This window comes from Burkholderia sp. MSMB1072 (genome assembly GCF_001524725.1).
Lineage (GTDB): Bacteria > Pseudomonadota > Gammaproteobacteria > Burkholderiales > Burkholderiaceae > Burkholderia.
Genome location: NZ_LOYC01000034.1, coordinates 150,597 through 176,231 on the forward strand (window position 1 = coordinate 150,597; position 25,635 = coordinate 176,231).

A 25,635-nucleotide genomic window follows, 5' to 3' on the forward strand; every position below is an offset into this window, starting at 1 on the left:
GCGACAGTGATGGAATTCCGCAACCTTACGCCGCTGCATGCGATGTCGTTTAGTGCCGTCGACGTGCCGGGCAACGAAATCCACGTGGTGGCGCTCAAGGCGGCGTATCGGCTTGAGCCGGCGCAGTCGCTCGACGCCGATGGCGATACGCATCGTTGCGTGCTGCTGAGCGGCGACAATGCCGTCCCGTTGGCAATGGCAGACGAATACGAAGGCGAAACGGGTAAGAGCAGTGTGAAATGGGAAAGCGATCTCGCACCGTTCAAACCAAAGTGTGATGTCCTTGTTCGTGCGACGGCACACGCCCCGCATGGCACGCCTGCGGCTTCGTGGCCCGCTCGCGTTCGGGTCTTCGATGCTGGCACGATGGTCATCGACAAAGGACTGCGCGTAACGGGGCCGCGCTCGTTTACGAAGGGCTGGCGCGGGTGGAAGCTCGGTGAACCTGAACCGACACGAGCTGTTCCGGTACGCTGGGAGCAGGCATACGGCGGCACGAGCCGCGTCGCCCTTGCGCAGAGCGCAAAGGGGGCGAGCGCGGATCTTGAGCTGAACGAAGTCTGCTTCACCAACCCGCTGGGCCGCGGTTGGGTCGAGAAGCGCTTCCTCGATCGGGCGATCCATAAGTCGGTCGTCGCTTCGTTGTGTGCATCATCGATTCCAGGACCATTGCAGAAGATTGCCGAAATTCCGGCGCCGCAGATAGAAGCATGGGACATTCCGATAACCAGTCTCGACGTTGCCGAGCACCCCGCTTCGGGGCTGGATGCCAAGCAGATGAAAGAGGTCGTAGCCAGCTACGCGACGACGCCTGTCGGATTGGGTATTGTCGGTCGCGCCTGGACACCGCGTTTGCAGTTTGCCGGGACTTACGACGAGACCTGGCATAAGACACGATGGCCGTACCATCCGATGGATCACGACTTTCACTATTGGAATGGTGCGCCGGCAGACCAGCAGATCGAATGGCCTGCGCCGGGGCTCGCCTTCGAGCTTGCCAATCTCGCGCCGCCGGAGCACACGCGTGCAGGCTTTTTGCGTGCGAGGCTTCCGGGGCATCGCGCCCTTGTGGCGCTTCGCTTCAAGAGCGGTGAAATCGTGCCACTCGAGATGAAGCTCGACACACTTTTCATCGATACCGAGGAAATGCGCGTATCGGCTACATGGCGGGCGGTTTTTCCGTTGCAGCCGGCGGTGCGCGTGTGCGAGGCACGTTTCGAACTCGATCGGCATGCGCCTCTGCTGCGAATGGCTGTCCCGAAAACAACCAGCGAACCGGAGGACGCGTGGCAGACAACGTAATGGCTCGCAAGGATGGCCAGTGGACCATCGTGTCGATGATGCCGGACGTATGCAAAACCCCCATGGGGAGTAGCACGCCGCCCGTACCTTATCCCGTCACGGCGAGCCTTGGCGACAGTCAGATGACGTCGAAGACGGTCTTTGCGAACGGGAATCCGATCGTGCGGTTCGATTCGAGTTTCGCGCCGGATACGATCGGCGATCAGGCCGGTGTGGCACATGGAGTCGAAAGCGGAACCGTTGGCGCCAAGTGCTGGCCTATCGACCATAGCAAGACCGTCCGGGTCGAGAGCAAGATGGTCGTGCGTCACAGCGATCAGTTCTGGATGAACGGCAATTACGTCGGCAAGGAAGCAAAGGCTGCCCGTTGGCGTGGTCGGAAGGCCCAGATTGCCGAGGCACGGGAGAAGGCTGCTTCGATGCCACCGGGACCGGAGCGGAGCAAACTCGAAGCGGCGGCAAATCGCTTCGAGCAAAACAATACAGCCGTCGAAAAGGCGCGTTTGGCTGAGAACGTTTACCACCCGGGGCAGGCGGCGCCAGAGGGATGGACGAACGTCAGTAGCGACCCAGCGAAGCTGGCACAGTTCAAATTGAAGCCCAACGATTTTTCGATACCGGGAACAAACTTTCGTGCGCAGGTTTACGAGCCCGATCCGGCAGTTTTCGGAAACGACTTCAAGACGCAGGTGGTTTTTCAGGGAACAGACAAATACAAATGGTCCGACTGGGCCAATAACATCGCTCAAGGGGCCAATAAGAACTCGGCCTATTACGATCGTGCAGTCAAGATCGGGCGAGCGCTTGAGAAGAGTGGAACCGATGTGGATATTGTGGGGCATTCGCTCGGCGGCGGCATGGGTTCTGCCGCATCGCGCGCAAGTGGCTTGGCTGCGACCACGTTCAACGCAGCTGGCCTCAATCCGGCGACGGTAGCGCGCTATGGCGGGACGCCGGTGGCATCCGATATTCAGGCGTACCGCGTGGAAGGCGAGATCCTGACGAAGGTTCAGGAAGGCAGTCACGGCATGATGCCTACAGCTGTAGGCACGCCGCACATCCTTCCGGGAACGGGTGGTGCGGTCGCACGCCATGGCATGAACCAGGTCATCGATGGCATCGAAGCACAAAAAACAGCCGATCAGGCGACGATCGTTCAGGAGACTCGTCCTTGAGGACCAACACGACAACTTCGCCGGCCCGAAGCGTGAGGTACACGGCGCGGTGGCGGTGGATGGCTCTAGCCGCTGTCTCTGCACTAACAATCATCGTAAGTGGATGCAATATGAGCGCGAACTCACCCAGCAAGTATTTTGACGGCAGCTATCTGTCTGCTGCCAAGGCGATCAGCGATGGCGACGTTGCGCAACTGAAATCGGCGTTGTCCGGGATCGACGTGAACAAGCCCGGGCGACAAGAGATGACGTTGCTTTGGTTTGCCATCTCGACCAAGAATTTCCCCGCGATCAGCGAACTGATCGCGCATGGTTCAAAGCCGGACGCTCAAATTGTGGAGGGGCTGGGTAGCGCGATGTACTTCGCGATCACCAATGAAGACACTCGCTACCTGAAGGCCATGCTCGATGGGGGCTTGTCGCCGGATACGGTCGATAGCGATGGCACGAGTCTGTTGCAGCGAGCGATGGAAGGCAACGGCGCGATGGAACGAGTAAAACTGCTAGTCGAACATCACGCAAACATCAATCATCGCGACAGCATTGGCGGGACCGCACTGGATTCCGCGCTCGACGTCGCCAAGCCGGACATTGCGATTTTTCTCGTTGAGCATGGTGCCGATGTCAACGCCCATACGACGAACGGCGTGAGCGTGGCCTACTCCGTGCAGAAAGACATCGACGCACTCCAACCGGAGGCCAAGCAGGCCACGGTCACCGACATCTCGTTGGATAAGGATGGGCAACCGGTCAGAACGACACAGACGCCTCCCGCACCAGGGTTGTCGCCCGAGGGCAAGGAACGCCTGGAAAAATTCGAGCGTCTGCGCGCGCTGATGATTGCGAAAGGGGCGAAGTTTCCGCCCGACCCGCCGGCGAAGGTTCGAGAACAGATGAGCCAAAAATAAGGCGCGGGGCATATCGTGAGCGATCAAGGGAACACCGTCGGTAGGCTCTACGGACAAACGGCCATGTCGCGTGTTGCTGCGTCGGCGGCCAATCCACCTGTCGTGGCTGAAACAGCGGCGGAAGCGGGATGGTTCAGTCAGGCAGTGGGATACGTTCACACCGGACTGGATGTCCTTGGGGCCATCCCGGAAGTTGGCGCCATATTCGACGGTGCGAACGGTTTGATTTACGCGGCCGAAGGCAACACGGCGGAGGCGACTATTTCCGGTGGCTCAGTCATTGCGGACCTTGTGCCCGGCTTAGGCACGGCCGGAAAAGCTGTCAAGTACGGGGCAAAGGGCGTGGCAAAGCTGGGGGCCAAGGAAGCTGCGGAGCAACTAGCGAAGCAAGAAGCGAAAGTACTCGCCGAGAAAGAAGCCAAGCAATTGGCAGAGCAGGAAGCTAAACAGGCCGCAGAGCAAGCCGCTAAAAAGGCCGAGAAGGAAGCCGCGGAGAAGGCGGAGAAGGAAGCCGCTTCGAATGGCGGAAAAGACGGCGGTAAGATCAAGGGTAAGGGTCGCTGCAATCTTCGTCCCTACCAGCCAGATACCTGCAAAGCGGAAGGAAAGACCGGACACCATGTCGTGGCAGACCGAGCTTTTCGCTTACCGGGGGCGCGCAGAGGATCTGAGCGTCGTCAGATTCCTGGAGGCATTTCAGAAGGCGACGGTTTGGTGATCTGTTTAGAGGGCAAGGATCGTACACCGACAACCGAGCATGGTAAGGCGCACGCATTGTACGATGCAGCGGAGTTGGCATTGGGCTTGAAGGGCAATCCGCCGGGTACGACTGAACTCTGGAAACTAGAGGCGGCAGGAGCAGCGTCGGTCGCAGCGGTAACAAAATGTAATCCAGCTTTAATTATGGCTGAGCTTCGGGCGTACCATCAATTGAAAGGCATGGGGCCAGACTTCAAGGTCCGTGCCGATCCGACGGGGGGCTTAACTAAGGGTATGGAATTGAAGGATTTTGCCGAGCAGATGAAGACTGGGGCAGGCGACTTCTGAGGAAGATTTTTATGGCGAAGCAAAAAACGAAGCTGACATTCGGCACTGGTTGCGCAATTAATCGAGACATGTTCTATCTGTCCAGCACTTTGGACGAGTTGGAGGCTACGGAAGACACTCCTGTTTCGCGGATGGTGTTTTATCAACATCAAACGGCCGACAAATGGTTCTACCATGACCTTCCTGCGTGGCGTATTGTGTCAACCTGCTACCCAAATCCCGCTCCCAATAGTGTTCGCAAGATCTATGCACTGAGTGAGCAGGGAGATGTCGAAAGTTACAGTCGGGATGGTTCGGTAATCGAGAAAATCGCGGATGCTGGCCTAGAGCCGGCGTCACCCAACTACGGATACGTTACGCGTATTCGAGAAATTGATGGTCACCTTTATGTTTGTGGATATGGTGGCCAAGTCTATAAGCGCGACTCAGCGGGCTGGGCACATGTTGATGCCCAGCTTCTCCAGAAGAAAGTTGACATTGGTGGCATTGAAGACCCAAGCGAGTTACTTGCGGCATTGACCAAATCCGCCGACGAAACGATCGGTCTCATCGACATCAACGGTCTCGATGAGAAATCTATCTATGTCGTCGGTAATGATGGATACATGGCATTCTTTGACGGCACGAGCTGGACAAAATTGCCAAAAGCAACAGCAGCTCATCTCAATTGTGTCATGCCAGTCTCGGCCGATAGCGTTTGGGTCGCCGGAAGCAAAGGGACTTTGCTAAAAGGCAACTTTCAGACCGGTTTTAGTGCGGTGGCCCGGAAGAGCCTCAGTACGGACTTTTATTCGCTGGCGTGGTTTAACGATCGACTCTTCATCGGTGCCGGCGACGGCATCTATGAGCTCGATGAAAATGGACCACAAAGGTTGATGGTTAGCGACAAGTTTTCCTTGGACGGTATTTCGACCGTGGAGGCGAAGGATGGTGTTTTATGGGTGTTAGCGTCTCGAAGGCTGGCCCGATACGACGGGGTACAGTGGGAAGTATTCGAAAATCCTCACAATAGTCCCTGAGTCTGGGTAGGTTTGCATATCGTCGACCTCGGGGCTCTCGGAAGAATTGATCATGAACATATATTGAATTAATGTGATCTATGACGTGAGGTCATTCGAGAGTTCTTGTCTGTGACATCGAGGTTGTGCATCGTTGCGTAAGGTTGAAGTCATGAAGCCCTCGGAAGATCTGATCAAAGACATATACGCTTACGGCGTCGCTGGTCGGGAGGCGTGGAGGAAGGGGGAAATTGCTGACGCTGAGGTAAGTTTCATTAGAGCGTGGGAGGTTTTGCCCGAGCCTAGAGAACAATATGATCTCGCGCAATCGATGACACGCGGATTCGTCGTTTTTTATCGCAATACTAAACAGTTTGATAAGGCTGTCCACTGGTTGGAAGAAGTGAAGAAGGCGTACGGTTCCGGAACCGGCCCGGATCCGATAATCGGATTTCTCAGCGGAACAGTGTATTTCGAAGCCGGTGATCTAGATAAATCCGCGGAATTTTTTGTGCCGCTGTATGAGCAATTTGGAAGCAGACCATTTTCCGGTGAGGATAAGAAGTATCTCGAATTCGCGAAGCGTGCATCAAGGGGAAGCAAATAAAGATGACCAGGTTTCCCAAGAAAATCCAAGATGAGTTAGATGCTCTCTCGGAGCAGGGTAATGTCTTGTGTGGTGCATCGAAGTTCGATGAAGCGATTCAGCGATGGAGTGCAGCTCACGAGTTGCTTCCCGAACCTCGGGTTGATTGGGAAGCATACGGGACTAAGTTGAAGATGCGGGAGCGGACGCTTCCTTGATCGCTTGCTGTTTGAATTCCCGCGCATACGCGCGATGGGCCGGGCGCGCTGCGTTCGGCATAGCTGACCGTCTCCGTCAATCTAAACGTGCCTATCGTGCGCTAGCAAAATCCGCGTCGGGAAACGGTCGGACCGCGCCGCTTACGCCCGAGGGCCGACCTTGACCGCTACGCCGCGTTGCACGCGCAGGCATATGGCGAGGCCGTCGATGCCACGATGACCTGCCCCCGGTTTTAGTCCGAACTACAGTTAGAGTCCGAGGTTAAAAACTGCTGCTTCGCGTCGTGCGCGCGGGCGAACTGCGCAGGCGTCAGATAGCCGAGCGAACTATGAGGCCGCTCGGTGTTGTACTCGATACGCCATTCCTCAATCAGCTGCTTGGCGTGGCGCATCGAGACGAACCAGTGCTCGTTCAGGCATTCGTCGCGGAAGCGCCCGTTGAAGCTCTCGATATAGGCATTTCCACCGGCTTGCCAGGCCGAATGAACGACAGCGTGACGCCGGCTTCGTAGGCCCATGCATCCAGCACCTTACCAGCGAACTCCGGCCCGTTGTCGACCGTGATGGATGCGGGCAAGCCTCGCATCTCCTTGAGCCGCTCGAGCACTTGCTGCACTCGTAGGCCCGGCAGCGAAGTATCGACCTCGATGGCCAAGCACTCGCGCGTGTAGTCGTCGACCACGTTCAGGCATCGAAACCGCCGACCATAGGCCAACCCGTCAGAAACGAAGTCCATCGACCAGCTCTGATTCGGGCCTGTTGGCAACGGCAGCGGCGTGCGCTCGACAGCCGCAATACGCTTGCGTCGCCGCTTGCGCACGCTCAGTCCCGCCTTGCTGTACAGGCGCCAGATGCGCTTGTGGTTGGCGAAGCAGCCATCCCGCTGCAACAACACGTGAATCCGGCGATAGCCGTAACGACGCTTCTGCGCGGCGATGGCCATCATCCGGCCAGTCAGCGCTTCGTCGTCAACTCGGCGGCGTGATTCGTAATAGAACAGCGAGCGCGAAATCCCTACCAGCCCGCAGGCCCGGGTAACACCCATGGCGCGTTCGGTCATCAAGATTCGGACCGCTTCGCGCTTGGCCCGCGGGCTTGCTACTTTCGGGCCAACAGGTCCTTCAGCGCGGCATTGTCGAGCATTGATTCGGCCAACAGACGCTTGAGCTTGCTGTTCTCCTGCTCCAGTTCCTTCAGGCGCTGCGCTTCGGAGACCGTCATCCCGCCGAACTTCGCTTTCCAGTTGTAGTAGGTCGCTTCCGAGATGCCGTACTTGCGACAAAGCTCCGCCGGCTTCAGGCCAGCCTCGGCTTCCTTCAAGATGCCGATGATCTGTTCTTCGGTGAATCGCTTTTTCATTGCCGTTCCTCTCTGGAACGGACTCTACACCGTCACCGTACTAAACGCCGGGAGCAGGTCAGAGGACGCCAGACGCAAAATCGAAGTCTGGCGCGAGTACTATAACGAGGCGCGCCCTCACTCTGCGCTGCAGTGGATGACACCGGCGGAATTTGCCCGCCAGTGCACCGATCGGGCCGATTCGGCCCACCCCGAAGAGCCGGAATTCTCCAATTAAGACCGGGACGGAAATTGGGCCAGCCTCAAAGACCAACACGACAACTTCGACGGCCCGAAGCGTGCGACACATGTCGCGATGGCGGTGGATGGCCCTAGCCGCTGATCCGCCGCGTCAAAAAAAACGCTCGTCACTCCACCGTCACCGATTTCGCCAGATTCCTCGGCTTGTCGATATCCGCCCCCCGCAAGCACGCCGCGTGATACGCGAGCAACTGCAACGGTACGACGTGCAGAATCGGCGACAACAACCCGTAGTAATCCGGCATTCGCAGCACCGACACGCCTTCGCCGTTATCGATCCGCGTATCGGCGTCCGCGAACACATAAAGCTGCCCGCCGCGGGCCCGCACTTCCTGCATGTTCGACTTGAGCTTTTCGAGCAGCGCGTCATTCGGCGCGATCGTGGCGACGGGCATCGTATGCGTGACGAGCGCGAGGGGCCCGTGTTTCAGCTCGCCGGCCGGATACGCTTCCGCGTGGATATACGAGATCTCCTTCAGCTTCAGCGCACCTTCGAGCGCGATCGGGTAGTGCAGCCCGCGCCCGAGAAACAGCGCGTTTTCATGTCGCGAGAATTCCGCCGCCCAGCGGGCGACCTGCGGCTCCAGCCCCAGCACGTCTTCGAGCGCGCCAGGCAGGCGCCGCAACTGCATCGTGTAGCGCGCGAGCTGCGCGTCGTCGACGTAGCCGCGCAGCCGCCCGAGCGTGACGGCGAGAATGAACAGCGCGACGAGCTGCGTCGTGAACGCCTTGGTCGACGCGACGCCGATTTCCGGGCCGGCCCGTGTCAGGAAGCGCAAGCCGGTCTGGCGCATCATCGCGCTGGTCGGCACGTTGCAGATCGCCAGCGTGTCGATGTGGCCGAGCGCCTGCGCATACTTGAGCGCGGCGAGCGTGTCCGCGGTCTCGCCGGATTGCGACACGCTGACCACCAGCGTATTCGGCATCGCGAGTGCGTCGCTGTAGCGGTATTCGCTCGCAATCTCGACCTGCGCGGGGATGCGCGCGATCGTCTCGAGCCAGCGGCGCGCAGTCAGGCCGGAATAGTGGCTCGTGCCGCACGCGAGGATCAGCACGTTGTCGATCTGCTCGAACGCGCGCGCGGCGTCCGGGCCGAATACTGCGGGATCGAACAGCCCGGCATCGGGGATGGTCGCGGCCACGGCCTGCGGCTGCTCGAAGATTTCCTTCTGCATGAAGTGCCGGTATGGCCCGAGTTCGACCACGCCTTGCGCGGACGAAACGGTCTGTATCGCGCGTTCGACCGGCGCGCCGGCGCGATCGAGCACCCGTACGCCACCCGGCGTCAGTTCGACGATGTCGCCTTCCTCGAGAAAGATGAAGCGGTTGGTGATGCCGGCGAGCGCGAGCGAGTCGGACGCGAGAAAGCATTCGCCGTCCTTCACGCCGACGACGAGCGGCGAGCCGGCTCGCGCGCCGATCAGCCGCTGCGGCTCGTGCTTGCTGAATACCGCGATCGCATAGGCGCCGTGCAGTTGCGAGGTCGCATCGCGTACGGCGGCGAGGAGGTCGCCGCGATACTTGCTGTGGATCAGATGCGCGACCACTTCGGTGTCGGTCTGACCGTCGAACTCGTAGTGTGCGTCGGAAAGTTGCTTGCGCAACGTTTCGTGGTTCTCGATGATGCCGTTGTGAACCAGCGCGATTTCGTCGCGCGAGAAGATCGGATGCGCATTGCAGGTGGCGGGCGCGCCGTGGGTTGCCCAGCGGGTGTGCGCGATGCCGGTGCTGCCGGTCAGGCCGGCGCTGCGCACGTGGGCGTCGAGATCGGCGACGCGCGACATGCTGCGCTCGCGGCGTGCCTGGCCGTCGACGACCGTCGCCACCCCGCATGAATCGTAGCCGCGATATTCGAGGCGGCGCAGACCCTCGATCAGAATCGGGACGATATCCCGTTGCGCGACCGCGCCGACGATGCCACACATGACTCGTCTCCTTTCCTGTAGATGTCCCCGGACCGTGCGCACGCGTGGATCAGCGCGACGCGGTCTCCGTCGTCGCCGCCGTCGTGAAGCCGCATTGAGCGGGCGCGACCGGGTCGGCCATCCGGCTTTCGAATGCCAGGTAAAGCGCCTCCTCCAGTACGTTCCAGTGCGCGCCGTGCCGGTACGGGCCCGATCGCGCATGCCAGCACGCGACCGTGCTCCTGTCGTTCATCTTGAATGCGACCAGTGCGATCAAGCCCCACGGATAATCGGATCCGGCGAGTTGAAGCCAGGTCTTGCCGTACTTCTGCATCCACTGCGCGTAGATCGTCTCGTTCGATTGTTCGGGAACCTGAATACCCGACAGGAGCGGAAAGATTTGTGCGACTTTCGCTGGATAGAACGTCGTGTCGCTGATGCGCTGCGTGCTCGCGCGAAAACCAGTCTGCATGCCGCGCCAGAACACCTTCAGGATCGCGGACGCGAGCCGGTCGGCGCGCTGGCTCCACGGGCCGGCGCGTGCGTAATCGGCATGCCGGACGTAATACGCCGCGAGCGCCCGGAACGCGCTGTGCACCTCGACGTTGTCCATCAGCAGCGCGACGTGCAGCGTCGACGAGATCTGGTAAACGCCGGTGGGCTTGCCGAGCAGCGTGTCGAGATGCGCACCTGCGCGATTGAGGCTGAGTTCCCATGCGGCAGGCAGGCCGTCGGGCGGCGCGAAGCGGGCGAGGAGTTCGATCCAGGTCGCCATCATCGCGTCGTCGGCGTCGGCTTCGGCACAGGCGCTGTACTGGCCGTTCTTCACGCAGTAGCGATCGAAACCGCCGTCCGGACGCTGGCGCGGCAACAGCCACGCGATCCATGCGAGCGCGGCCTGATGGGCGTCGAGCCCGGCATCGGCGGCGCCGAGCAGCGCCTTCGCCGCGAAATAAGGATCGATGCCGGAGCCGTTCAGGCGTACGGTGATCGCGCCGTCGGGGCGCTGGTAGAGTCCGTTGAGCTGGAGTTCGGCAGCGTTCGCATGCAGCGCGACGCCGCATGCGGCGACACAGCAGGCGACGCACCACCGGCGGCATAGCCGGGCGGTGGCCGCCGCGCGTGTGCGTGCGGCCGGGAAAAGCGCGGGCCGGTTCATGATCTGGGGGCTCCTGCGCGGTGGTCCTGCGCAAATCCCGCCGGGTGCGGCGTTGGCCGCGTCGCGCGCCGGCGGGTGTGTCGATGTCGCGGCTCAGTGCACCTTGGCGCTGGTGAACGTGAGACTGGTGCCGCCGTTCGCGGTCACGAGCCAGTAGGTCGCGTCGGTGATGACGACGCTGCCGGTGCCTTGCGTGATCGACGGCAGTGCGAAGCCCTTCTTCGGCAGCAGCCACGTCATGTTCGCGAGGCTGGTCGGGTGGCTGGCGGCGAACGTCCAGCCGCTGCCCGTGTCGGTGGCCGACCATGTGACGTTCAGGCGCGCGCGGTCGAAGATCGTGATGTCGCTCATCGTGTACCACCTGAACTGACCCATCAGTTTCAGCGTATTGGCTTGCGAGAAGATCGCGGACAACGTCGACGTGTAGGACGACGCACCGAGCGGGTGCGCGTAGATCAGCCGGCTCGTGCGGTTCGCGACGACGAAGTTCATCAAGGATGCGTACCAGTTGTTCACGTCGCTCGTCGGCACCGCGTACTGCTGGAACTCCTCGAACGTCGCGTACTTGCCGAACGGCATCACCGGGTATGCCCACAGGCCCGGGTTCAGCAGTGCGCCGTTGCGGTATGCGCGGGTCGGCGGCGAGCCGGTGTGGCCGGTGAAGTAGTAGCCGTTGAAGCCGTTGCTTTCGAGCCAGTTGACCGACCAGGTCGGCGTGTTGCCTTCCGGCGCCGCATACTCGACATCGGGCAAGCCCGTCGCGGCCTGAACGGCCTGGTGGTTCATCACCAGATACTGCGTGAACGTGCTCGCGTTCGTTTCGCTCGCATTCGCCCCCCAGTAATCGTGGATCCAGCCGCCGTGGCTGCCGACGTGCTGGCCCTTGGTCACGAAATACTTGACGAGATTCTGCGCGGTGGGGTTGTTGGCGAGGTTGATGCCGTTGCCGTCGCCGAATGTCGCTTCATCGGGGCCGGCCGTGATGACGAGTGAGAACGGCCCGTTGTTCCAGACGCCGAGGCTCTTCAGGTAAAGCGCCGGCTGGATCTGGTCGCCCGCGCAGAAGTGCCAGTTGAATACGAGACCCGGCATTGCCTTCGGCAGCGGCGACAGCGACGCCAGGTTCAGCATCTGCGTGCCGAAATAATGCAGGTAGCCGTGAATCAGCATGCCGTCGGTCTGGCCGTCGAGGTAGGCGAGCGGCAGGTTGACGAACAGCACGCCGCCGTTGCCGTACGTGTTGTAGCCGGACACCAGCCCGAAGGTCGGTGAAGTCAGGATCGTCGTGCCGGTATACGTCCCCTGCGTGACGAAACTCGGATAGGTGAGAAAGCCGTATACGTAACCGGAGATGCCTTCGAGCGTGTCGGTGCTGGTGGCCAGCGTCGATGCGAGCGTATTGGCCTTCTTGCCGGTCGACGTGCTCAGGAGCGAGCTGGCGGTATACGTCGTGGTCTTCTTCAGCTTGCCGGTCACGGTGCCGGTAAGCTTCGGAAGCGATTGGCTCAACACGCCGCTGCCCGTGGGCGGCGTCGTGTACTGGAACCATGCCCCGTGGTTGTAATTGACGAGGCCACCCGGATTCGACGGACTGGCGGCCAGAAACAGGGCGCTGCCCGACGTCGACGTCGAACTCGTCGACGTGCCCGCGGTGCTCGTCGATGCGAGCGCGGTCGCCGTCGTGGGGGACGACGAAGCCGTGGTCCATGCCATCGACTTGCCGGGGGGCACCTGGAGCGTGCGCAGCCAACTGCTCATGCCGGTCACGTTGCCGAGGCCGATCATGTTGCCGCCGTATTGGTCGTACAGCACATAGTCCACACCGACCATGCTGCTGAAGCGCGATTTCGGGCTGACGTAGAAGCCGGCCGCGTTCAGGACGCCGAAATCGTAGACGAGCATCACCTTGCCGCCGTTCAGCGCATAGTTCTGGATCGCCGTCACGAGCGTGTCGTCGGCCGTCGTATGCACCTGGTCGGGCAGGATCAGGCCCGGATACTGCGACAGCGACGCGCCGGCCGCCATGAACTGGCTGTCGGTCATCACCTTGATCTGCAACCCTTCCTCCTGGGCACTGTCGAGCCATGCCGACACGCGCGAATCGGGCAGCGTCAGCGTGTCGGGCACCAACAGGAGAAGCTGGTTGCTGGCTGCCCGAGCGCCGCCTGGACTGAATGCGAACGCGAGCGCGAACAGCGCGAACAGGATCCGCAAGAACTTGCCTGACTTTGCCAACATGGTGTGCTCCTCGCTCAAGGAATGGGGGCGTGCGGCAGCCGGGATGCGGTGTCGCCAGGTCGACCAATCCAGCCCCGTAGGTGTGTGCGGCTGTCCGGTTCGTCGGGTATCGAGCGGTGCGTGTAGACGCCGGCCGGATTGCGCCAATGCGCCGGTCTGCCGCGCAGCCTTCGCCGGTGAGAGGACTCGATGCGACGTTTTGGAAGAAGCGAACAACGTGCCATTGGCGCAGGAAGCCCGGTCCTGCTGGCTTCCTGCGATGCGGGTCGCGCGGCGCGTTCGGAAACACGGCGGAATCGTTTCATCGCTGATACGGTGCGTTTGGACGCGCTATCAGCAGACGGAATCGCGATCGTGCGTCAGCGCGCCGGGCCAGCTTGCACAGTAGGTATAGAGCGTCACCAGCAGGCCGATCAGCAGCGGGCCGCCGAGCAGGAAATAGCAGAACGGCAGGAACAGCAGCGAGCCGTGATGGATGATCGTCGCGTGCAGCAGCATCACGAATGGCAGCGCGAACACGAAGTAGCCGAGCACCAGCAGCGATGCGACGGCTTTTTGCGGCAGCGAGAAATCGAGCGGGTAGTACAGCGCGGCCATGACCAGCGGAACCAGCGCGATCGCTGCGCCGTGCAGCACGAACATGTCGCGCAGATGCAGTTGCGGGACATACGGGAACGTGCCGGGCGCGAGCCAGAAGTACGCGCAAATCAGCAGTTGGGTAAAGCTCGCGATACGTAACAGATATGCAACGGGCAACCAGTTCGTCCGCCGGATGAAAGATGCGGCGAAGCCGGTCGCACAGAGCGCGGCGGTGGCGGCGAGCAGGATGCCGCCCGGCCAGCGGGCGGCGACGTCGATCGACAGCAGCGGCACGCGTGGCGCATCGGGCGGATAGCCGATCACGATCACATGAAGTGCCGGATCGATCTGCTGCGCGCCCCACGCCATGACCGAGCGCCAGTAGCGCCACGCGAGCGGCAATCCGAACCACAGCGACGCGTACAGCGCGGGCGTCAGCAGCGCGATCGACAAGAGCCAGCGTTGCGGGTGCGCGTGGGTGCGCAGCGAACGATCGACGGGAGGACGGACGGGATGCGTGTGCATGGCGCCCGCCCGGTTACCAGCGATAGAAGACGCTGAGTTCGCCGCCGATTCGTGAGTAGTACGGGTTGTGGTAATAGACGAATTCGAGTTGCGTCCCCCACTTGCGCGTGAACCAGTAGCGCCATTTCGCGGTGATCTCGTGGCTGCGGAAATCGGCGATCTGCGTGCCTGAACCGGTGACCTGGTACGCTTCGCGGCCGACGCCGCCGCGCAGCACGATCACGCTCTTGCCGACTTCGCCGTAGGTGACGGCGCCGTAGTAGGCGGGCGCCTTCACCGATCCGGGCGAATCGACCGTATAGTTCGCGCCCGCCTCGAAAATCCACTTCGGCAATGCATACCAGATCACGCCGGCGTGATAGAGCTGATCGCGGTGGCCGCTGCGGTTCCATGCGTAGCCGGCGCCGAGCGACACAACCAGCGAACGATCGGACAATAGCTTGCGATTGATCGACACGTCGACGCGGGCACTCGGCAGGATCGTGCCCGACGTGGTGCCGGAAAAGCCGATTCCGCCGAACCAGTCGGGGCCGAGGTCCTGCACGTAGGTCAGCGCACCGAGCTGCGTGTTCTCGCCGAAGCGGTGCAATTGCGCCAGTTCGCCGAGCACGGTGCGCCCGCCATCCTGATAGACGCCGCGCAGGTGCACACCGTACCAGTCGCCGTAGCCGTGCGTCAGGTGTGCGCTCGAATAGCCGAGCGACAATTCGGTGTGGGACGCCTGCGGCGCCTGCACATGTGTGACGACTGCATCGGGCAGCGGCGGCCGGTTCGTATCCTCGGGCGTGAACTCGGCGAGCGGCACACCGTCCGGAAGGCCTTCGGCGTCCACGCGCACGAACATCGATTCATCGCGCTGCCGTGGCGTGATGACGGTCGTGGGGGGCGGAGGTTGCACGGTCGGCATCGCGACCTCATCGTCCGGCTGCGCCGCCAGCGCCGCGGGCGCGCCGAAGGCGACGCCGCACAGCATCGCGAGGGTGGCAACCGGCACGCGCGGGCCGCGATGGCTGGGGCGATCGGACATGAGGCGCTCCTTAACGGGATGTGTGGAACCAACCGCTGCGCCATGCAACGAGATCGCCATGCACGCAGGCATGATTGACGACCGAGACGTCGCGCGCACACGCACTGACCGGATGACCGGCGACGCCGATGCGCGCACCCGTCAGCCGAAGCAAGCCGCCGGCCGATACGACGCCGTCGATGCAGCTCGCGTTGGCGAGCAACACGTCGTCGCGCGCGAATACCGCGCCATGCAGCAACGCGTGACGTTCGAGTTCGACGCGATGCGCCTTGACGCTGCCGCGCAGCACGCAGCCTTCGCCGAGTACGAGCGTCCCTTCGACGATCAGGTTGCCTTGCACGACCGTGTGCGCGGGCAGGCGAACGTCGCACGGCAGCAGGTAACGACCGTGCAGGAAGCGATGCGGCAGCGATGCGAAGTGGCGGGTGAGCGAGACCGCGCGGCGCGGGGCGGGCGGCGTGTCCGCGGGTCGCGCGCGGGGCGCCGCGCCGAAAACGATCGGCTCGCCATACAGGCACGCGAAGCCGCCGGCGCCGCGCAGGCGCAATGTGTCGCCGACCACGACGCCACGGAGCACCGCGTCGTCGACGTCGATCAGCGGCGCATGCGCGAGCGTGCCGATCGTCGCGCCGGCGCGGATGTCGATGTGCTCGTCGGCGAACGCGTATGCCGCGCGTGCGCCATCGTCGAGCGTGATCGCGCGGCTGGCGTAGAGCACGTCGTCGCGATGCGCGTCGCGTGCGACATGGATCGTCTCGTCATGCTCGACAGCCAGCCCGAGCGCTTGCCACGGCGGCGCGACGGACGCATCCGCCGGTGGCGTGCCGGCCACGTGCGCGCGCAGCGCGTCGTGCCAGCGCGCGGCGAGCAGCGCCTGATCGACGAACGGCCCGTCGCCGATCGGCAGCGCCGCGACGTCGCTGCGCCGGATCAGTTCATGCAGCATCGGCAGGAACGGCAGGGTGAGCACGCCGGCCACCGGCACCATCACATTGAAGGTCGTCATCGCTCATCGCTCCGGTTTCAACTGCCGGCGAAAACGCTCGGTCTTGTCCCATTTCAGTTCGCGGCGGAACGCGGCGTCGAGCGCGAGTCCCCAGAGTGCGGAGACGACCGCCGCAATCGTCACGCAAAAGCCGACGACGTTGACCGGCACGAGCCGCAGGCGCGTCGAGCGGCCGTCGAGCCGTGCGGCGACGACGATCTCGAAGAACACGCCGAAGTTGCCGAAGGTGCTGAACGAGAACAGCGCGAACAGCGACAGGAGCAGGCCGAGGGCGGTCGAGTTGACGCCGTTGAACAGGTAGAGCGCGAGTGCGGCGCTCCATGCGAGCGCGAGCAGCGCCGGCATCGCGAACACGCCGAGCAGCAGCGCCCCGTCGAGCCGGCAGCGCCGCGAGATCAGCGGATTGCGCAGCACCGGGACCAGATGGCGCAGCATCGTCTGGTTGTGGCCCTTCGCCCAGCGCGTCAGTTGCCGGGCGCGGACGGCCCAGCGCTCCGGCACTTCCTCGTAACATTCGGCGTGGTTCAGATAGACCGTGCGCCAGTCGCTCAGCAGCAGGCGGTAGGTCATGTCGGTATCTTCGGCGAGCGTGTCGTCGCACCAGCCGCCCACGGCGTCGAGCGCGCCCTTGCGAATGCCGCCGACCGTGCCGCCGTACTGCGGCACCAGGTTGAGATTGTTGCGCGCTTGCTGATTGACCTGGTAGCCGCCCGCGCGCTCGAGATCGAGCAGCCGCGCGAGCAGGTTGCTGTCGGCGTTCTGCGGCACGACGCGGCCCATCACCGCGCCGACTTCCGGATCGAAGAACGGCGCGACCAGTTCCTTCAGCAGCCCCGGACGCGGCAGGTAGTCGGCGTCGAATACCACCATGATGTCGCCGCGGATGAAGCGCAGCGCGTCCTTCAGCGCGGCTGCCTTGCCCGGCTTGCCGGTATCGCGGTGAAACGGTCGGATCAGCTCGGGCGCGAGTGCCCGGACTTCGTCGATCAATGCGCGCGTGTTGTCGGTCGAGCGGTCGTTGACCGGGACGATCGTCAGCCGGTCGCGCGGATAGGTTGTGGCCAGCAGCGCCATCAGGCAATCGACGATGACGGTTTCCTCGTTGTGGGCGGCGACGAAGACCGTGAGCCGCGGCCAATCGCCGTGCGTCATCGTCCGGTAGGGCGCGCGCTGCGGCTTGAACAGGCGGTCGAGGCTGAATACGTAATGCCGCGCGGCATACCCGCACGTCAACAGCGTGAACAGCCACAGATACGCGACGCACGGCATCAGCAGCAGTTCGGGATCGAACGCGAGGTCTGGCGTGGCGGCGGGCGGCGGCGCGCGCGACGCATCGGGATCGGGCGACGCCGGTGCGGCGAACGGGAGCGTCGCGCTGCCGAGCGCGGTGCGCTCCATCGCGATCCGGGCGGGCGCGGCGTTGGTGGCGGTCGCGGCGGGCAAGTCGAGCCGGGCCGGTTCGGCGATCGCCCGCGATGCGGTGTCGCGCACGATCAGCGAGCAGGCAAGCACGATCAGCAGCAGGATGCCTTGCTCGCAGAGTGACGCCATCCGCGTTTGCTTCATGTTCTGGTCCCCGTGCCCGCAACGACGACCGATGAGAGCTGAAGGCGCTCCGTGGATCGCGCGGATGTCAATGGGAAGCGGTCACGCATTCGTCGCACTGGGGCGGTGATCGGTTGCCCCCGGACGGACGCGTGGCGTCGCCTCCCGGCTTCGTTGCTGTGGCGTCCCCATCTGTCTGCTGCCATGCGAGTGTTTCGGGACCCACCCGTCTGACGTTAAGCAAGGCGTGAGCCATCTGCCGCGATGCCCCGCGCAGCAAGGGGCCACGCACGGGGAACGGATGCGGCAGACGTGCAGTCGACGCGTTTTGATTCATCGACGAATCAGCGTGCGCGCGTTGCGTTCGCCCCCGACGGCCGATCGCACGCAGCGAGCAGGGCGCGCGGCGACCGGGTCGTCCGGCCTGTCGATGTTGCCGTGCCGGGTGCGGCTTGGCGTGATTGATCGCCGTGCGTCGTGCATCGTGTGCGGGTCGGTCGAGCGGTCGAAACGGGAACCGCCGTCACGTGAGACGAATGGACCGGACTCCGATGTATTTGCCGGTTTCGGCTCGGCGTTACAGATTCGCAACATTTCCCACAACCGCGATTCGTGTGACGCAAGCCTCGTCGGGTGGCAGGAAATCCTGTGCGTGCAACGGTAGTCGACGCTCGGGTGCGTGCCGCGCACTGCACAGACGAAAGTGGCGAATCGAGGCGACGCAAAGCGCGTCGAAAGGTATACGCGATTCGCTTCGTCACGGGTACTCGACATGCACGTGCGATTCATCGGACGACGTCGTCAGACGGATCGTGCGAGCGTCCGGCCGTTCGTCGTCGTCGCGTCGAACCGGCGATGCGAGGGTCCGTAGCAGTTGTGAAACATTCCGCACCGCGCCGTCCGCACGCGATGGCCGTGGAACGAAGCGGGCCGGGATGCGGGCCGGCTGGTTTGAATATTGCTGTATTGGGAGGACTTGACGCTCGACACAGCGAGGAACGGCTCATGACGTGATCGCTTCGATACGACGGGACGCCGGTAGCACGACGATTCACGCGGCCCGGACCGCGCGGACGAGGCAGCGCGCTCGCCCCGTAGCACCGCCGCGTGTCGATCGCATGCGAGTACGGGATGCGCCGCCCGAATACATGCTTCGCGCCGTGTGCAGGATTGCCGGGCACGAAGCGGCTAAAACGAGGATAACGATGAAGAAGATCTTGCTTGTGTTCGGGACCCGGCCGGAGGCCATCAAGATGGCACCGCTGGTGCGCGCGCTGAAGGCGCAGACGGATGTCGACGCCCGGGTATGCGTGACCGCGCAGCATCGGGAAATGCTCGACCAGGTGCTGATGCTGTTCGACATCAAGCCCGACTACGATCTCAACCTGATGCGGCAAGGCCAGACGCTGACCGACGTGACGACCGGCATTCTTCAGGCGATCGGCATGGTCTTCGACGAATTTCGGCCGGACGTCGTATTGGTACACGGCGATACGACGACCACGCTCGCGGTGAGCCTGGCGGCGTTCTATCGCTATCTGCCGGTCGGTCACGTGGAGGCCGGCTTGCGCAGCGGCGACATCTGGTCGCCGTGGCCGGAGGAGCTGAATCGCCGCGTGACCGATGCGGTGTCGTCATGGCATTTCGCGCCGACCGGGCTGGCGCGCGACAACCTGTTGAGCGAGGGCGTGCCGGGCGGCGCGGTGTCGCTGACCGGCAATACCGTGATCGATGCGTTGCACGAGGTCAAGCGCATGCTGGATCGCACCGCCGCGCTGTCGGACAGGATCGCCGCGTACTTCCCGTTTCTCGAACCGTCGCGGCGCGTCGTGCTGATCACCGGCCACCGCCGGGAAAGTTTCGGCGAACCGTTCCGGCATTTCTGCGATGCGCTGTGCACGCTGGCGAACCGCTATCGCGATGCGCAGTTCGTCTATCCGCTGCACCTGAACCCGAACGTGCGGGAGCCGGCGCGCGCACGGCTCGGCGATATTCCCAATATTTACCTGATCGAGCCGCAGGAATATCTTTCGTTCGTATTCCTGATGTCGCGTGCTTATTTCATCATCACGGATTCGGGTGGCATTCAGGAAGAAGGGCCGGCGCTCGGCAAGCCGGTGCTCGTCACGCGCGAGACAACCGAGCGGCCCGAGGCGATTCAGGCCGGCACCGCGCGGCTCGTCGGCACCGATCGGGACAGGATCGTCTGGGAGGCGTCGCGGCTGTTCGACAGCGAGAGCGCGTACGAGGAAATGTCGCGTGCGAGCAATCCATACGGCGACGGCCATGCGAGCGAGCGGATCGTTCATGCACTGATGCGTACGCCCGGGGCGCCCACGAAGACGACGAGTTTCTCGATGGGCGCCACGGAGATGCCGTTCAACGCGCTCACGCTCGGGTTGCAAGCGTTGCGGTCGCCGTGACACGGAGCGCGCGGTAGCCTGCTCGGGCGCGTTCGGTGTGGACGTCGCGCATCCGGTCCGGCCGTTAGGTCGGGCCGATGCTCGCACGTGACGACCCGAAGCGAATTTCCCCGACGCATTCAAAGTCACGCCACCGACACGTCCCGTTCCGGCGCGTGCTTTCTCCCCGTTTGCCTGAAAAGCCCGAATCGCGCCGATCCGACGCCGAATCCGAAATGGTTCGATAATGCGGACGGCGATCCATGCGGACGAACGGCTGGCCGGAGTGAGATTGAAAGGTTGCGCAGGCAACCGGCCGGCAGCGGCGTTCGCGGCATCTGCCCGACCGTGCCTGCACGCGACACGGTCGACGAAACGGCGCCACGCCTGCCTGATCGTCCGGAACGTGAGCCGCGCCGTTCGAATCCCCACCCGATGCCTGCCCGGCGGGCATCGCAACCAGGAGGTGAACGATGATCACGCTGACCGTCAACGGTAGCGAGCAGCACTTCGACGGCAATCCCGACATGCCGTTGCTCTGGTATCTGCGCGATGTTCTCGGCCACACCGGCACCAAGTTCGGCTGCGGCATGGCGCTGTGCGGTGCGTGCACCGTGCATCTCGATGGCGTGGCGATCCGGTCGTGCATCACGCCGGTCGCGGCGGCGTCGGGCAAGCGCGTGACGACGATCGAGGGGCTGTCGACGGACCTCACGCATCCGCTGCAGCAGGCGTGGCAGGAGTTGAACGTCGCGCAATGCGGCTACTGCCAGTCCGGGCAGATCATGCAGGCCGCGTCGCTGCTGAAGACGAATCCTCATCCGACCGACGCCGATATCGACGACGCGATGTCCGGCAACATCTGCCGCTGCGGCACCTATACGCGCATTCGCGCGGCGATCAGGCTTGCCGTGCGCCGCGGAGGTGACGCATGAGCGCGCCCGAACTCTCCGTCCGCAACGAAAGCCGTCGCGCGCTGCTGCTCGGTTTCGCGTCCGGCGGGCTGTTGCTCGCGTTCGGCGTGCCGTCGCTCGCGCACGCGGCTGCCCCGGTGCAGCCGCCCGTCAGCGCGAATCCGCAATATGGCGGCGCGGGGATGCCGCACGGATTGCGCGACGATCCGAACCTGTTCGTTGCGATCGCAGCGGACGGCACCGTCACGGTGACCTGCATCCGCTCCGAGATGGGGCAGGGCGTGCGCACGAGCGTCGCACTCGTGGTGGCCGACGAGCTGGGCGCGGACTGGGCGCGCGTGAAGGTCGCGCAAGCGGTCGGCGACGAGCCGCGCTACGGCAACCAGAACACCGATGGATCGCGCAGCCTGCGCCAGAGCTTCGCCGCGCTGCGCCGCGCGGGCGCGGCCGCACGCACGATGCTCGCGCAGGCGGCGGCTGCCGTGTGGGGCGTCGACGTGGGTCAGGTGAAGGTGACGGTGCACGAGGTCGTCGATACCAGGAGCGGGCGCAAGCTCGGCTTCGGCGAGCTGGCGGCGAAAGCGGCCGCGCTGCCGGTGCCGGATACGAAGACGCTCGCGCTGAAGGCGCCGGCCGAATTCCGCTATATCGGCAAGGGCAAGACGGCGTTGATAGACGGACGCGACATCGTCGGCGGCCGTGCGCAGTACGGGATCGATACGCGGCTCGACGGCATGCTGTATGCGGTCGTCGCACGGCCGCCGGCCTACGGCGACACGGTGGCGTCGTTCGATGCATCGACCGCCGAGAAGCTGCCGGGTGTCGTCAAGGTCGTGCAGTTGGCGTCGGCGCCGCTGCCGTCCGGCTTCCAGCCGCTCGGCGGGGTGGCCGTCATTGCGCGCGATACGTGGACGGCCATCCAGGCACGCGCGCAGTTGAAGATCGACTGGAAGCGCGGGCAGCATGCGGACTACGACTCGGCTGCGTATCGCAAGACGCTCGAAGCGGCCGCCGCGCAGCCGGGCGACGTGATCCGCAACGACGGCGACGCGGCCGCCGCGCTCGCCGGCGCCGCGAAACGCGTGCGTGCGACGTACTACATTCCGCATCTCGCCCATGCGACGATGGAGCCGCCCGCGGCCGTCGCGCGGGTGGCCGACGGTCGCTGCGAAGTGTGGACCTGCACGCAGGCGCCGCAGACCACGCGCGACGAGATCGCGAAGGCGCTCGCGTTGCCGACCGAGCGCGTGACGGTCAACGTGACGCTGCTCGGCGGCGGCTTCGGCCGCAAGTCGAAGCCCGATTACGTGGTGGAAGCCGCGCTGCTGTCGAAGGCGGTCGGCGCGCCCGTGAAGCTGACGTTCACGCGCGAGGACGACATCGCGCACGACTACTTCCACGCGGTGTCGCTCGAAGCGTTCGACGGCGGGATCGACGCGTCGGGCAAGGTGGTCGCGTGGCAGCATCGCACGGTCGCGCCGTCTATACAGTCGACGTTCCGGGCCGGCGTCGTGCACGAGCAGCCGGGCGAACTCGCGCAAGGCATCGCGGATCTGCCGTTCGCGATTCCGAACGTGCGGATCGAGAATCCGGCTGCGGAAGCGCACACGCGGATCGGCTGGTTCCGCTCGGTGTACAACATCCCGCATGCGTTCGGCATCCAGAGTTTCGTATCGGAACTCGCGCATGTCGCCGGTCGCGATCCGAAGGATTTCCTGCTCGAACTGATCGGGCCTGCGCGGCGTTTCGAGCCGCACATCACGGTGAAGAACGTGAACTACGGCGAGGATCCCGCGCTGTATCCGGTCGACACCGGGCGCCTGCGGTGCGTGATCGAGACGGTCGCGCGCGAAGCCGGGTGGGGGCGCAAGCTCCCGAAGGGGCACGGGCTCGGAATCGCCGCGCATCGCAGCTTCGTGTCGTATACGGCCGCGGTGTGCGAGGTGCAGGTCGGTGCGGACGGCAGGATTTCGGTGCCGCGCGTCGACATCGCGATCGACTGCGGGCCGCAGGTCAATCCGGAGCGGGTGCGCTCGCAGCTCGAGGGCGCGGTGGTGATGGGGCTCGGCATCGCGCTGCACGGCGAGATCACGTTCAAGGACGGCCATCCGGAGCAGAGCAACTTCAACGGCTTCCAGGTGCTGAGAATGAACGAGGCGCCGCGCGAAATCCGCGTGCATCTCGTCGCGCCGGACGATTTCGCGACGCCGCTCGGCGGGGTCGGCGAGCCGGGTCTGCCGCCCGTTGCGCCGGCGCTGACCAACGCGATCTTCGCGGCGACCGGCACGCGCATCCGCAGCCTGCCGATTGCCGATCAACTGGCGAAACCGCAGGCGGGTTGACGCGGTATCTGTCCCGCGCCGGGCCGCATCGTGCGGCCCGGCCCCCTCTCGAAGCCCCGAACACCGGGACCCATGATTGGCGTGAACCGGCCCCGATGCTCGGCGTTGTCGTTTGCGAACGACCGTGCTAAATTCCTGCCAGCACTTGCAGTCACGCAACCCTACATTCGGCTGACATGGCCGGCACCCCGGGAGGCAGCACGATGAGCCTGTTGATGTCGCGACGCGATCTCGCGTTCCTGCTGTATGACTGGCTCGACGCCGAGGCGCTCGCCGCGCTGCCGCGCTACGCGGAGCACGGTCGCGAGACGTTCGATGCGGTGCTCGACACCAGCGAGCGGATTGCCGAAGACCTGTTCGCGCCGCACGCGGCGCGCGGCGACCGCGAGGAGCCGCGGTTCGACGGCGAACGCGTGACGCTGATTCCGGAGGTCGAACCGGCCGTGCGCGCGTTCGCGCACGCCGGGCTCATCGCCGCGGGTCACGACGAAGCGCTCGGCGGCATGCGCTTGCCGAAGCTGGTCGAAGCCGCGTCGTTCCTGTTCTTCCAGGCCGCGAACATCGCGACGGCCGCGTACCCGTTCCTGACCGTCGCCAATGCGAACCTGCTCGTCGCGCACGGCAGCGCCGCGCAGATCGACGCGTTCGCCCGCCCGGAGCTGGAAGGGCGTTTCCTCGGCACGATGTGTCTATCCGAACCGCAAGCCGGTTCGTCGCTGTCCGACATTGCGACGCGCGCCGATTTCGAACGCGATTCGCCGCTCGGCGCACGCTACCGGCTGACCGGCAACAAGATGTGGATTTCCGGCGGCGAGCACGAGCTGGCGGAGAACATCGTCCACCTCGTGCTCGCGAAGATTCCCGACGAACACGGCCGGCTGCCGCCCGGCACGCGCGGCATCTCGCTGTTCATCGTGCCGAAGTTCCTGACCGGCGCCGATGCCGGCGCGAACGGCGAGCGCAACGACGTCGTGCTCGCCGGGCTGAACCACAAGATGGGCTATCGCGGCACGACCAATTGCCTGCTGAATTTCGGCGAAGGGACGCGTTATCGGCCGCAAGGGCGTGCGGGTGCGATCGGCTACCTGGTCGGCCAGCCGAATCAAGGGCTGGCGTACATGTTCCACATGATGAACGAAGCGCGCATCGGGGTCGGCGCGGGCGCGGTGGCGCTCGGCTATACCGGTTATCTGCACGCCCTCGACTATGCGCGCAACCGTCCGCAAGGGCGCCCGCTCGGGCCGGGCGGCAAGGATGCGGCCGCGCCGCAGACGCCGATCGTCGACCATCCGGACGTGCGGCGCATGCTGCTCGCGCAGAAGGCTTATGTCGAAGGCGGTCTCGCGCTGATCCTGTATTGCGCGAGGCAGGTCGACGAAGCGCGCGCGCACGACGATGCGGCGGTGCGCGCCGATGCCGCGCGCCTGCTCGACATCCTGACGCCGATCGCGAAGAGCTGGCCGTCGCAGTGGTGTCTTGCCGCGAACGATCTCGCGATCCAGGTGCACGGCGGTTATGGCTACACGCGCGACTATGCGGTCGAACGGCTCTATCGCGACAATCGCCTGAATCCGATTCACGAAGGCACGCACGGGATCCAGGCGCTCGACCTGCTCGGCCGCAAGGTGAGTCAGGACGACGGCGCGTCGCTGCGCGCGCTCGATGTGCGGATCGGCGCGACCGTCGAGCGCGCACGAGCGCTGGATGCCGGCACGCGCGAGCAGGCCGATGCATTGACCCGGCGTTGGACGAGGCTGTGCGACGTGACGCGCCAGTTGAGCGCGATCGGCGATCCGCAGACGCGGCTGGCGAATGCAAGCGTGTATCTCGAAGCGTTCGGCCATCTCGTCGTCGCATGGCTGTGGCTCGACGTGACGCTCGCCGCGCACGGGCACGACGGCGATTTCCACGACGGCAAACGTGCGGCGGCCCGGTACTTTTTCCGCTGGGAACTGCCGAAGGTGGATGCGCAGCTCGACCTGCTGTCGAGCGTCGACACGACGACGCTCGACATGCGCGACGCGTGGTTCTGAACGTGGTTTCGACGATATTCCGGAATGCAGACGATCTTGCCGATGCCGATGGCCATCGCATGCGCGTCGTGAACCGGCCGCGCGGGGGGATCCCGCTCACCGCACCGATGCGCGGCCACGCCGCGCAA

Annotated in this window: 17 protein-coding genes and 3 pseudogenes; 12 read left to right on the forward strand and 8 right to left on the reverse strand. The window is 64.0% G+C overall.

Going from position 1 to position 25,635, the window contains the following annotated elements; all coding sequences use genetic code 11:
• The first annotated feature begins 9 nt into the window (after positions 1 to 9).
• The 7 genes and pseudogenes from WS89_RS18145 to WS89_RS33855 form a co-directional block, all read left to right on the forward strand.
• Complete coding sequence (locus tag WS89_RS18145) at positions 10 to 1,302, forward strand: DUF2169 family type VI secretion system accessory protein (RefSeq protein WP_156440569.1); 1,293 nt, start codon at positions 10 to 12, stop codon at positions 1,300 to 1,302.
• The gene (locus WS89_RS18150) at positions 1,287 to 2,477 is read left to right on the forward strand and encodes a PAAR-like domain-containing protein (protein WP_063777027.1); all 1,191 of its coding nucleotides are present in this window, start codon (positions 1,287 to 1,289) and stop codon (positions 2,475 to 2,477) included. The genes WS89_RS18145 and WS89_RS18150 overlap by 16 nt, the downstream gene beginning before the upstream one ends.
• A 110-nt stretch (positions 2,478 to 2,587) precedes the next feature.
• Positions 2,588 to 3,385, forward strand: a complete 798-nt coding sequence (locus WS89_RS18155; protein ID WP_059792439.1) for an ankyrin repeat domain-containing protein — start codon at positions 2,588 to 2,590, stop codon at positions 3,383 to 3,385.
• A gap of 15 nt (positions 3,386 to 3,400) precedes the next feature.
• Positions 3,401 to 4,432, forward strand: coding sequence for a hypothetical protein (locus WS89_RS34250; protein WP_179949874.1), 1,032 nt, complete (start codon positions 3,401 to 3,403; stop codon positions 4,430 to 4,432).
• Positions 4,433 to 4,443: 11 nt separating this feature from the next.
• On the forward strand, positions 4,444 to 5,451 hold the full coding sequence (locus WS89_RS33850) for a WD40/YVTN/BNR-like repeat-containing protein (RefSeq protein WP_156440570.1): 1,008 nt from the start codon (positions 4,444 to 4,446) through the stop codon (positions 5,449 to 5,451).
• A 151-nt stretch (positions 5,452 to 5,602) separates the two neighbouring features.
• The gene (locus WS89_RS32710) at positions 5,603 to 6,037 is read left to right on the forward strand and encodes a hypothetical protein (protein ID WP_257128184.1); all 435 of its coding nucleotides are present in this window, start codon (positions 5,603 to 5,605) and stop codon (positions 6,035 to 6,037) included.
• A 347-nt stretch (positions 6,038 to 6,384) separates the two neighbouring features.
• Positions 6,385 to 6,462: pseudogene (locus tag WS89_RS33855) on the forward strand (DUF2274 domain-containing protein); the annotation flags it as partial.
• Between the two features lie 5 nt (positions 6,463 to 6,467).
• Here WS89_RS33855 and WS89_RS32720 read toward each other — a convergent pair.
• A pseudogene (locus WS89_RS32720) lies at positions 6,468 to 7,593 on the reverse strand (IS3 family transposase).
• Positions 7,594 to 7,651: 58 nt separating this feature from the next.
• On the opposite strand from WS89_RS32720, the pseudogene WS89_RS32725 reads away from it, so the two are divergent.
• A pseudogene (locus tag WS89_RS32725) lies at positions 7,652 to 7,810 on the forward strand (integrase core domain-containing protein); the annotation flags it as partial.
• A 130-nt stretch (positions 7,811 to 7,940) separates the two neighbouring features.
• Here WS89_RS32725 and glmS read toward each other — a convergent pair.
• The 7 genes from glmS to WS89_RS18210 all read right to left on the reverse strand — a co-directional run bounded on the left by glmS (position 7,941) and on the right by WS89_RS18210 (position 17,837).
• Complete coding sequence (gene glmS / locus WS89_RS18180; RefSeq protein WP_059792442.1) at positions 7,941 to 9,758, reverse strand: glutamine--fructose-6-phosphate transaminase (isomerizing); 1,818 nt, start codon at positions 9,756 to 9,758, stop codon at positions 7,941 to 7,943.
• Positions 9,759 to 9,807: 49 nt separating this feature from the next.
• Positions 9,808 to 10,896 carry a hypothetical protein gene (locus tag WS89_RS18185; protein ID WP_059792444.1) on the reverse strand — a complete coding sequence of 363 codons (1,089 nt, stop codon included), beginning with the start codon at positions 10,894 to 10,896 and terminating at the stop codon, positions 9,808 to 9,810.
• 93 nt (positions 10,897 to 10,989) lie between these two features.
• Positions 10,990 to 13,134, reverse strand: a complete 2,145-nt coding sequence (locus tag WS89_RS18190) for a polysaccharide deacetylase family protein (protein ID WP_059792446.1) — start codon at positions 13,132 to 13,134, stop codon at positions 10,990 to 10,992.
• 333 nt (positions 13,135 to 13,467) lie between these two features.
• On the reverse strand, positions 13,468 to 14,238 hold the full coding sequence (locus WS89_RS18195) for a hypothetical protein (RefSeq protein WP_059792448.1): 771 nt from the start codon (positions 14,236 to 14,238) through the stop codon (positions 13,468 to 13,470).
• A gap of 13 nt (positions 14,239 to 14,251) precedes the next feature.
• A complete protein-coding gene (locus WS89_RS18200) occupies positions 14,252 to 15,265 on the reverse strand; it encodes a YaiO family outer membrane beta-barrel protein (RefSeq protein WP_059792450.1) in 1,014 nt (337 codons plus the stop codon).
• A 10-nt stretch (positions 15,266 to 15,275) separates the two neighbouring features.
• Positions 15,276 to 16,271: a polymer-forming cytoskeletal protein gene (locus WS89_RS18205; RefSeq protein ID WP_059502024.1), complete on the reverse strand. Its 996-nt coding sequence runs from the start codon at positions 16,269 to 16,271 to the stop codon at positions 15,276 to 15,278.
• A gap of 3 nt (positions 16,272 to 16,274) precedes the next feature.
• Entirely contained in the window at positions 16,275 to 17,837 is a 1,563-nt protein-coding gene (locus WS89_RS18210; protein ID WP_059792453.1) for a glycosyltransferase family 2 protein, read from the reverse strand.
• 1,184 nt (positions 17,838 to 19,021) lie between these two features.
• Between WS89_RS18210 and wecB the strand changes: the two genes are divergently transcribed.
• The 4 genes from wecB (at position 19,022) to WS89_RS18230 (ending at position 25,507) form a co-directional block, all read left to right on the forward strand.
• Positions 19,022 to 20,239 carry a non-hydrolyzing UDP-N-acetylglucosamine 2-epimerase gene (wecB, locus tag WS89_RS18215; protein ID WP_059792455.1) on the forward strand — a complete coding sequence of 406 codons (1,218 nt, stop codon included), beginning with the start codon at positions 19,022 to 19,024 and terminating at the stop codon, positions 20,237 to 20,239.
• A gap of 452 nt (positions 20,240 to 20,691) precedes the next feature.
• Positions 20,692 to 21,153 (forward strand): (2Fe-2S)-binding protein, encoded by a 462-nt coding sequence (locus WS89_RS18220; RefSeq protein WP_034206991.1) that lies wholly within the window; start codon positions 20,692 to 20,694, stop codon positions 21,151 to 21,153.
• Positions 21,150 to 23,474 (forward strand): xanthine dehydrogenase family protein molybdopterin-binding subunit, encoded by a 2,325-nt coding sequence (locus tag WS89_RS18225; protein WP_059792457.1) that lies wholly within the window; start codon positions 21,150 to 21,152, stop codon positions 23,472 to 23,474. Before WS89_RS18220 ends, WS89_RS18225 begins: the two co-directional genes overlap by 4 nt.
• Before the next feature lie 203 nt (positions 23,475 to 23,677).
• Positions 23,678 to 25,507, forward strand: coding sequence for an acyl-CoA dehydrogenase (locus tag WS89_RS18230; RefSeq protein ID WP_059792459.1), 1,830 nt, complete (start codon positions 23,678 to 23,680; stop codon positions 25,505 to 25,507).
• The last annotated feature ends 128 nt before the right edge of the window (positions 25,508 to 25,635 follow it).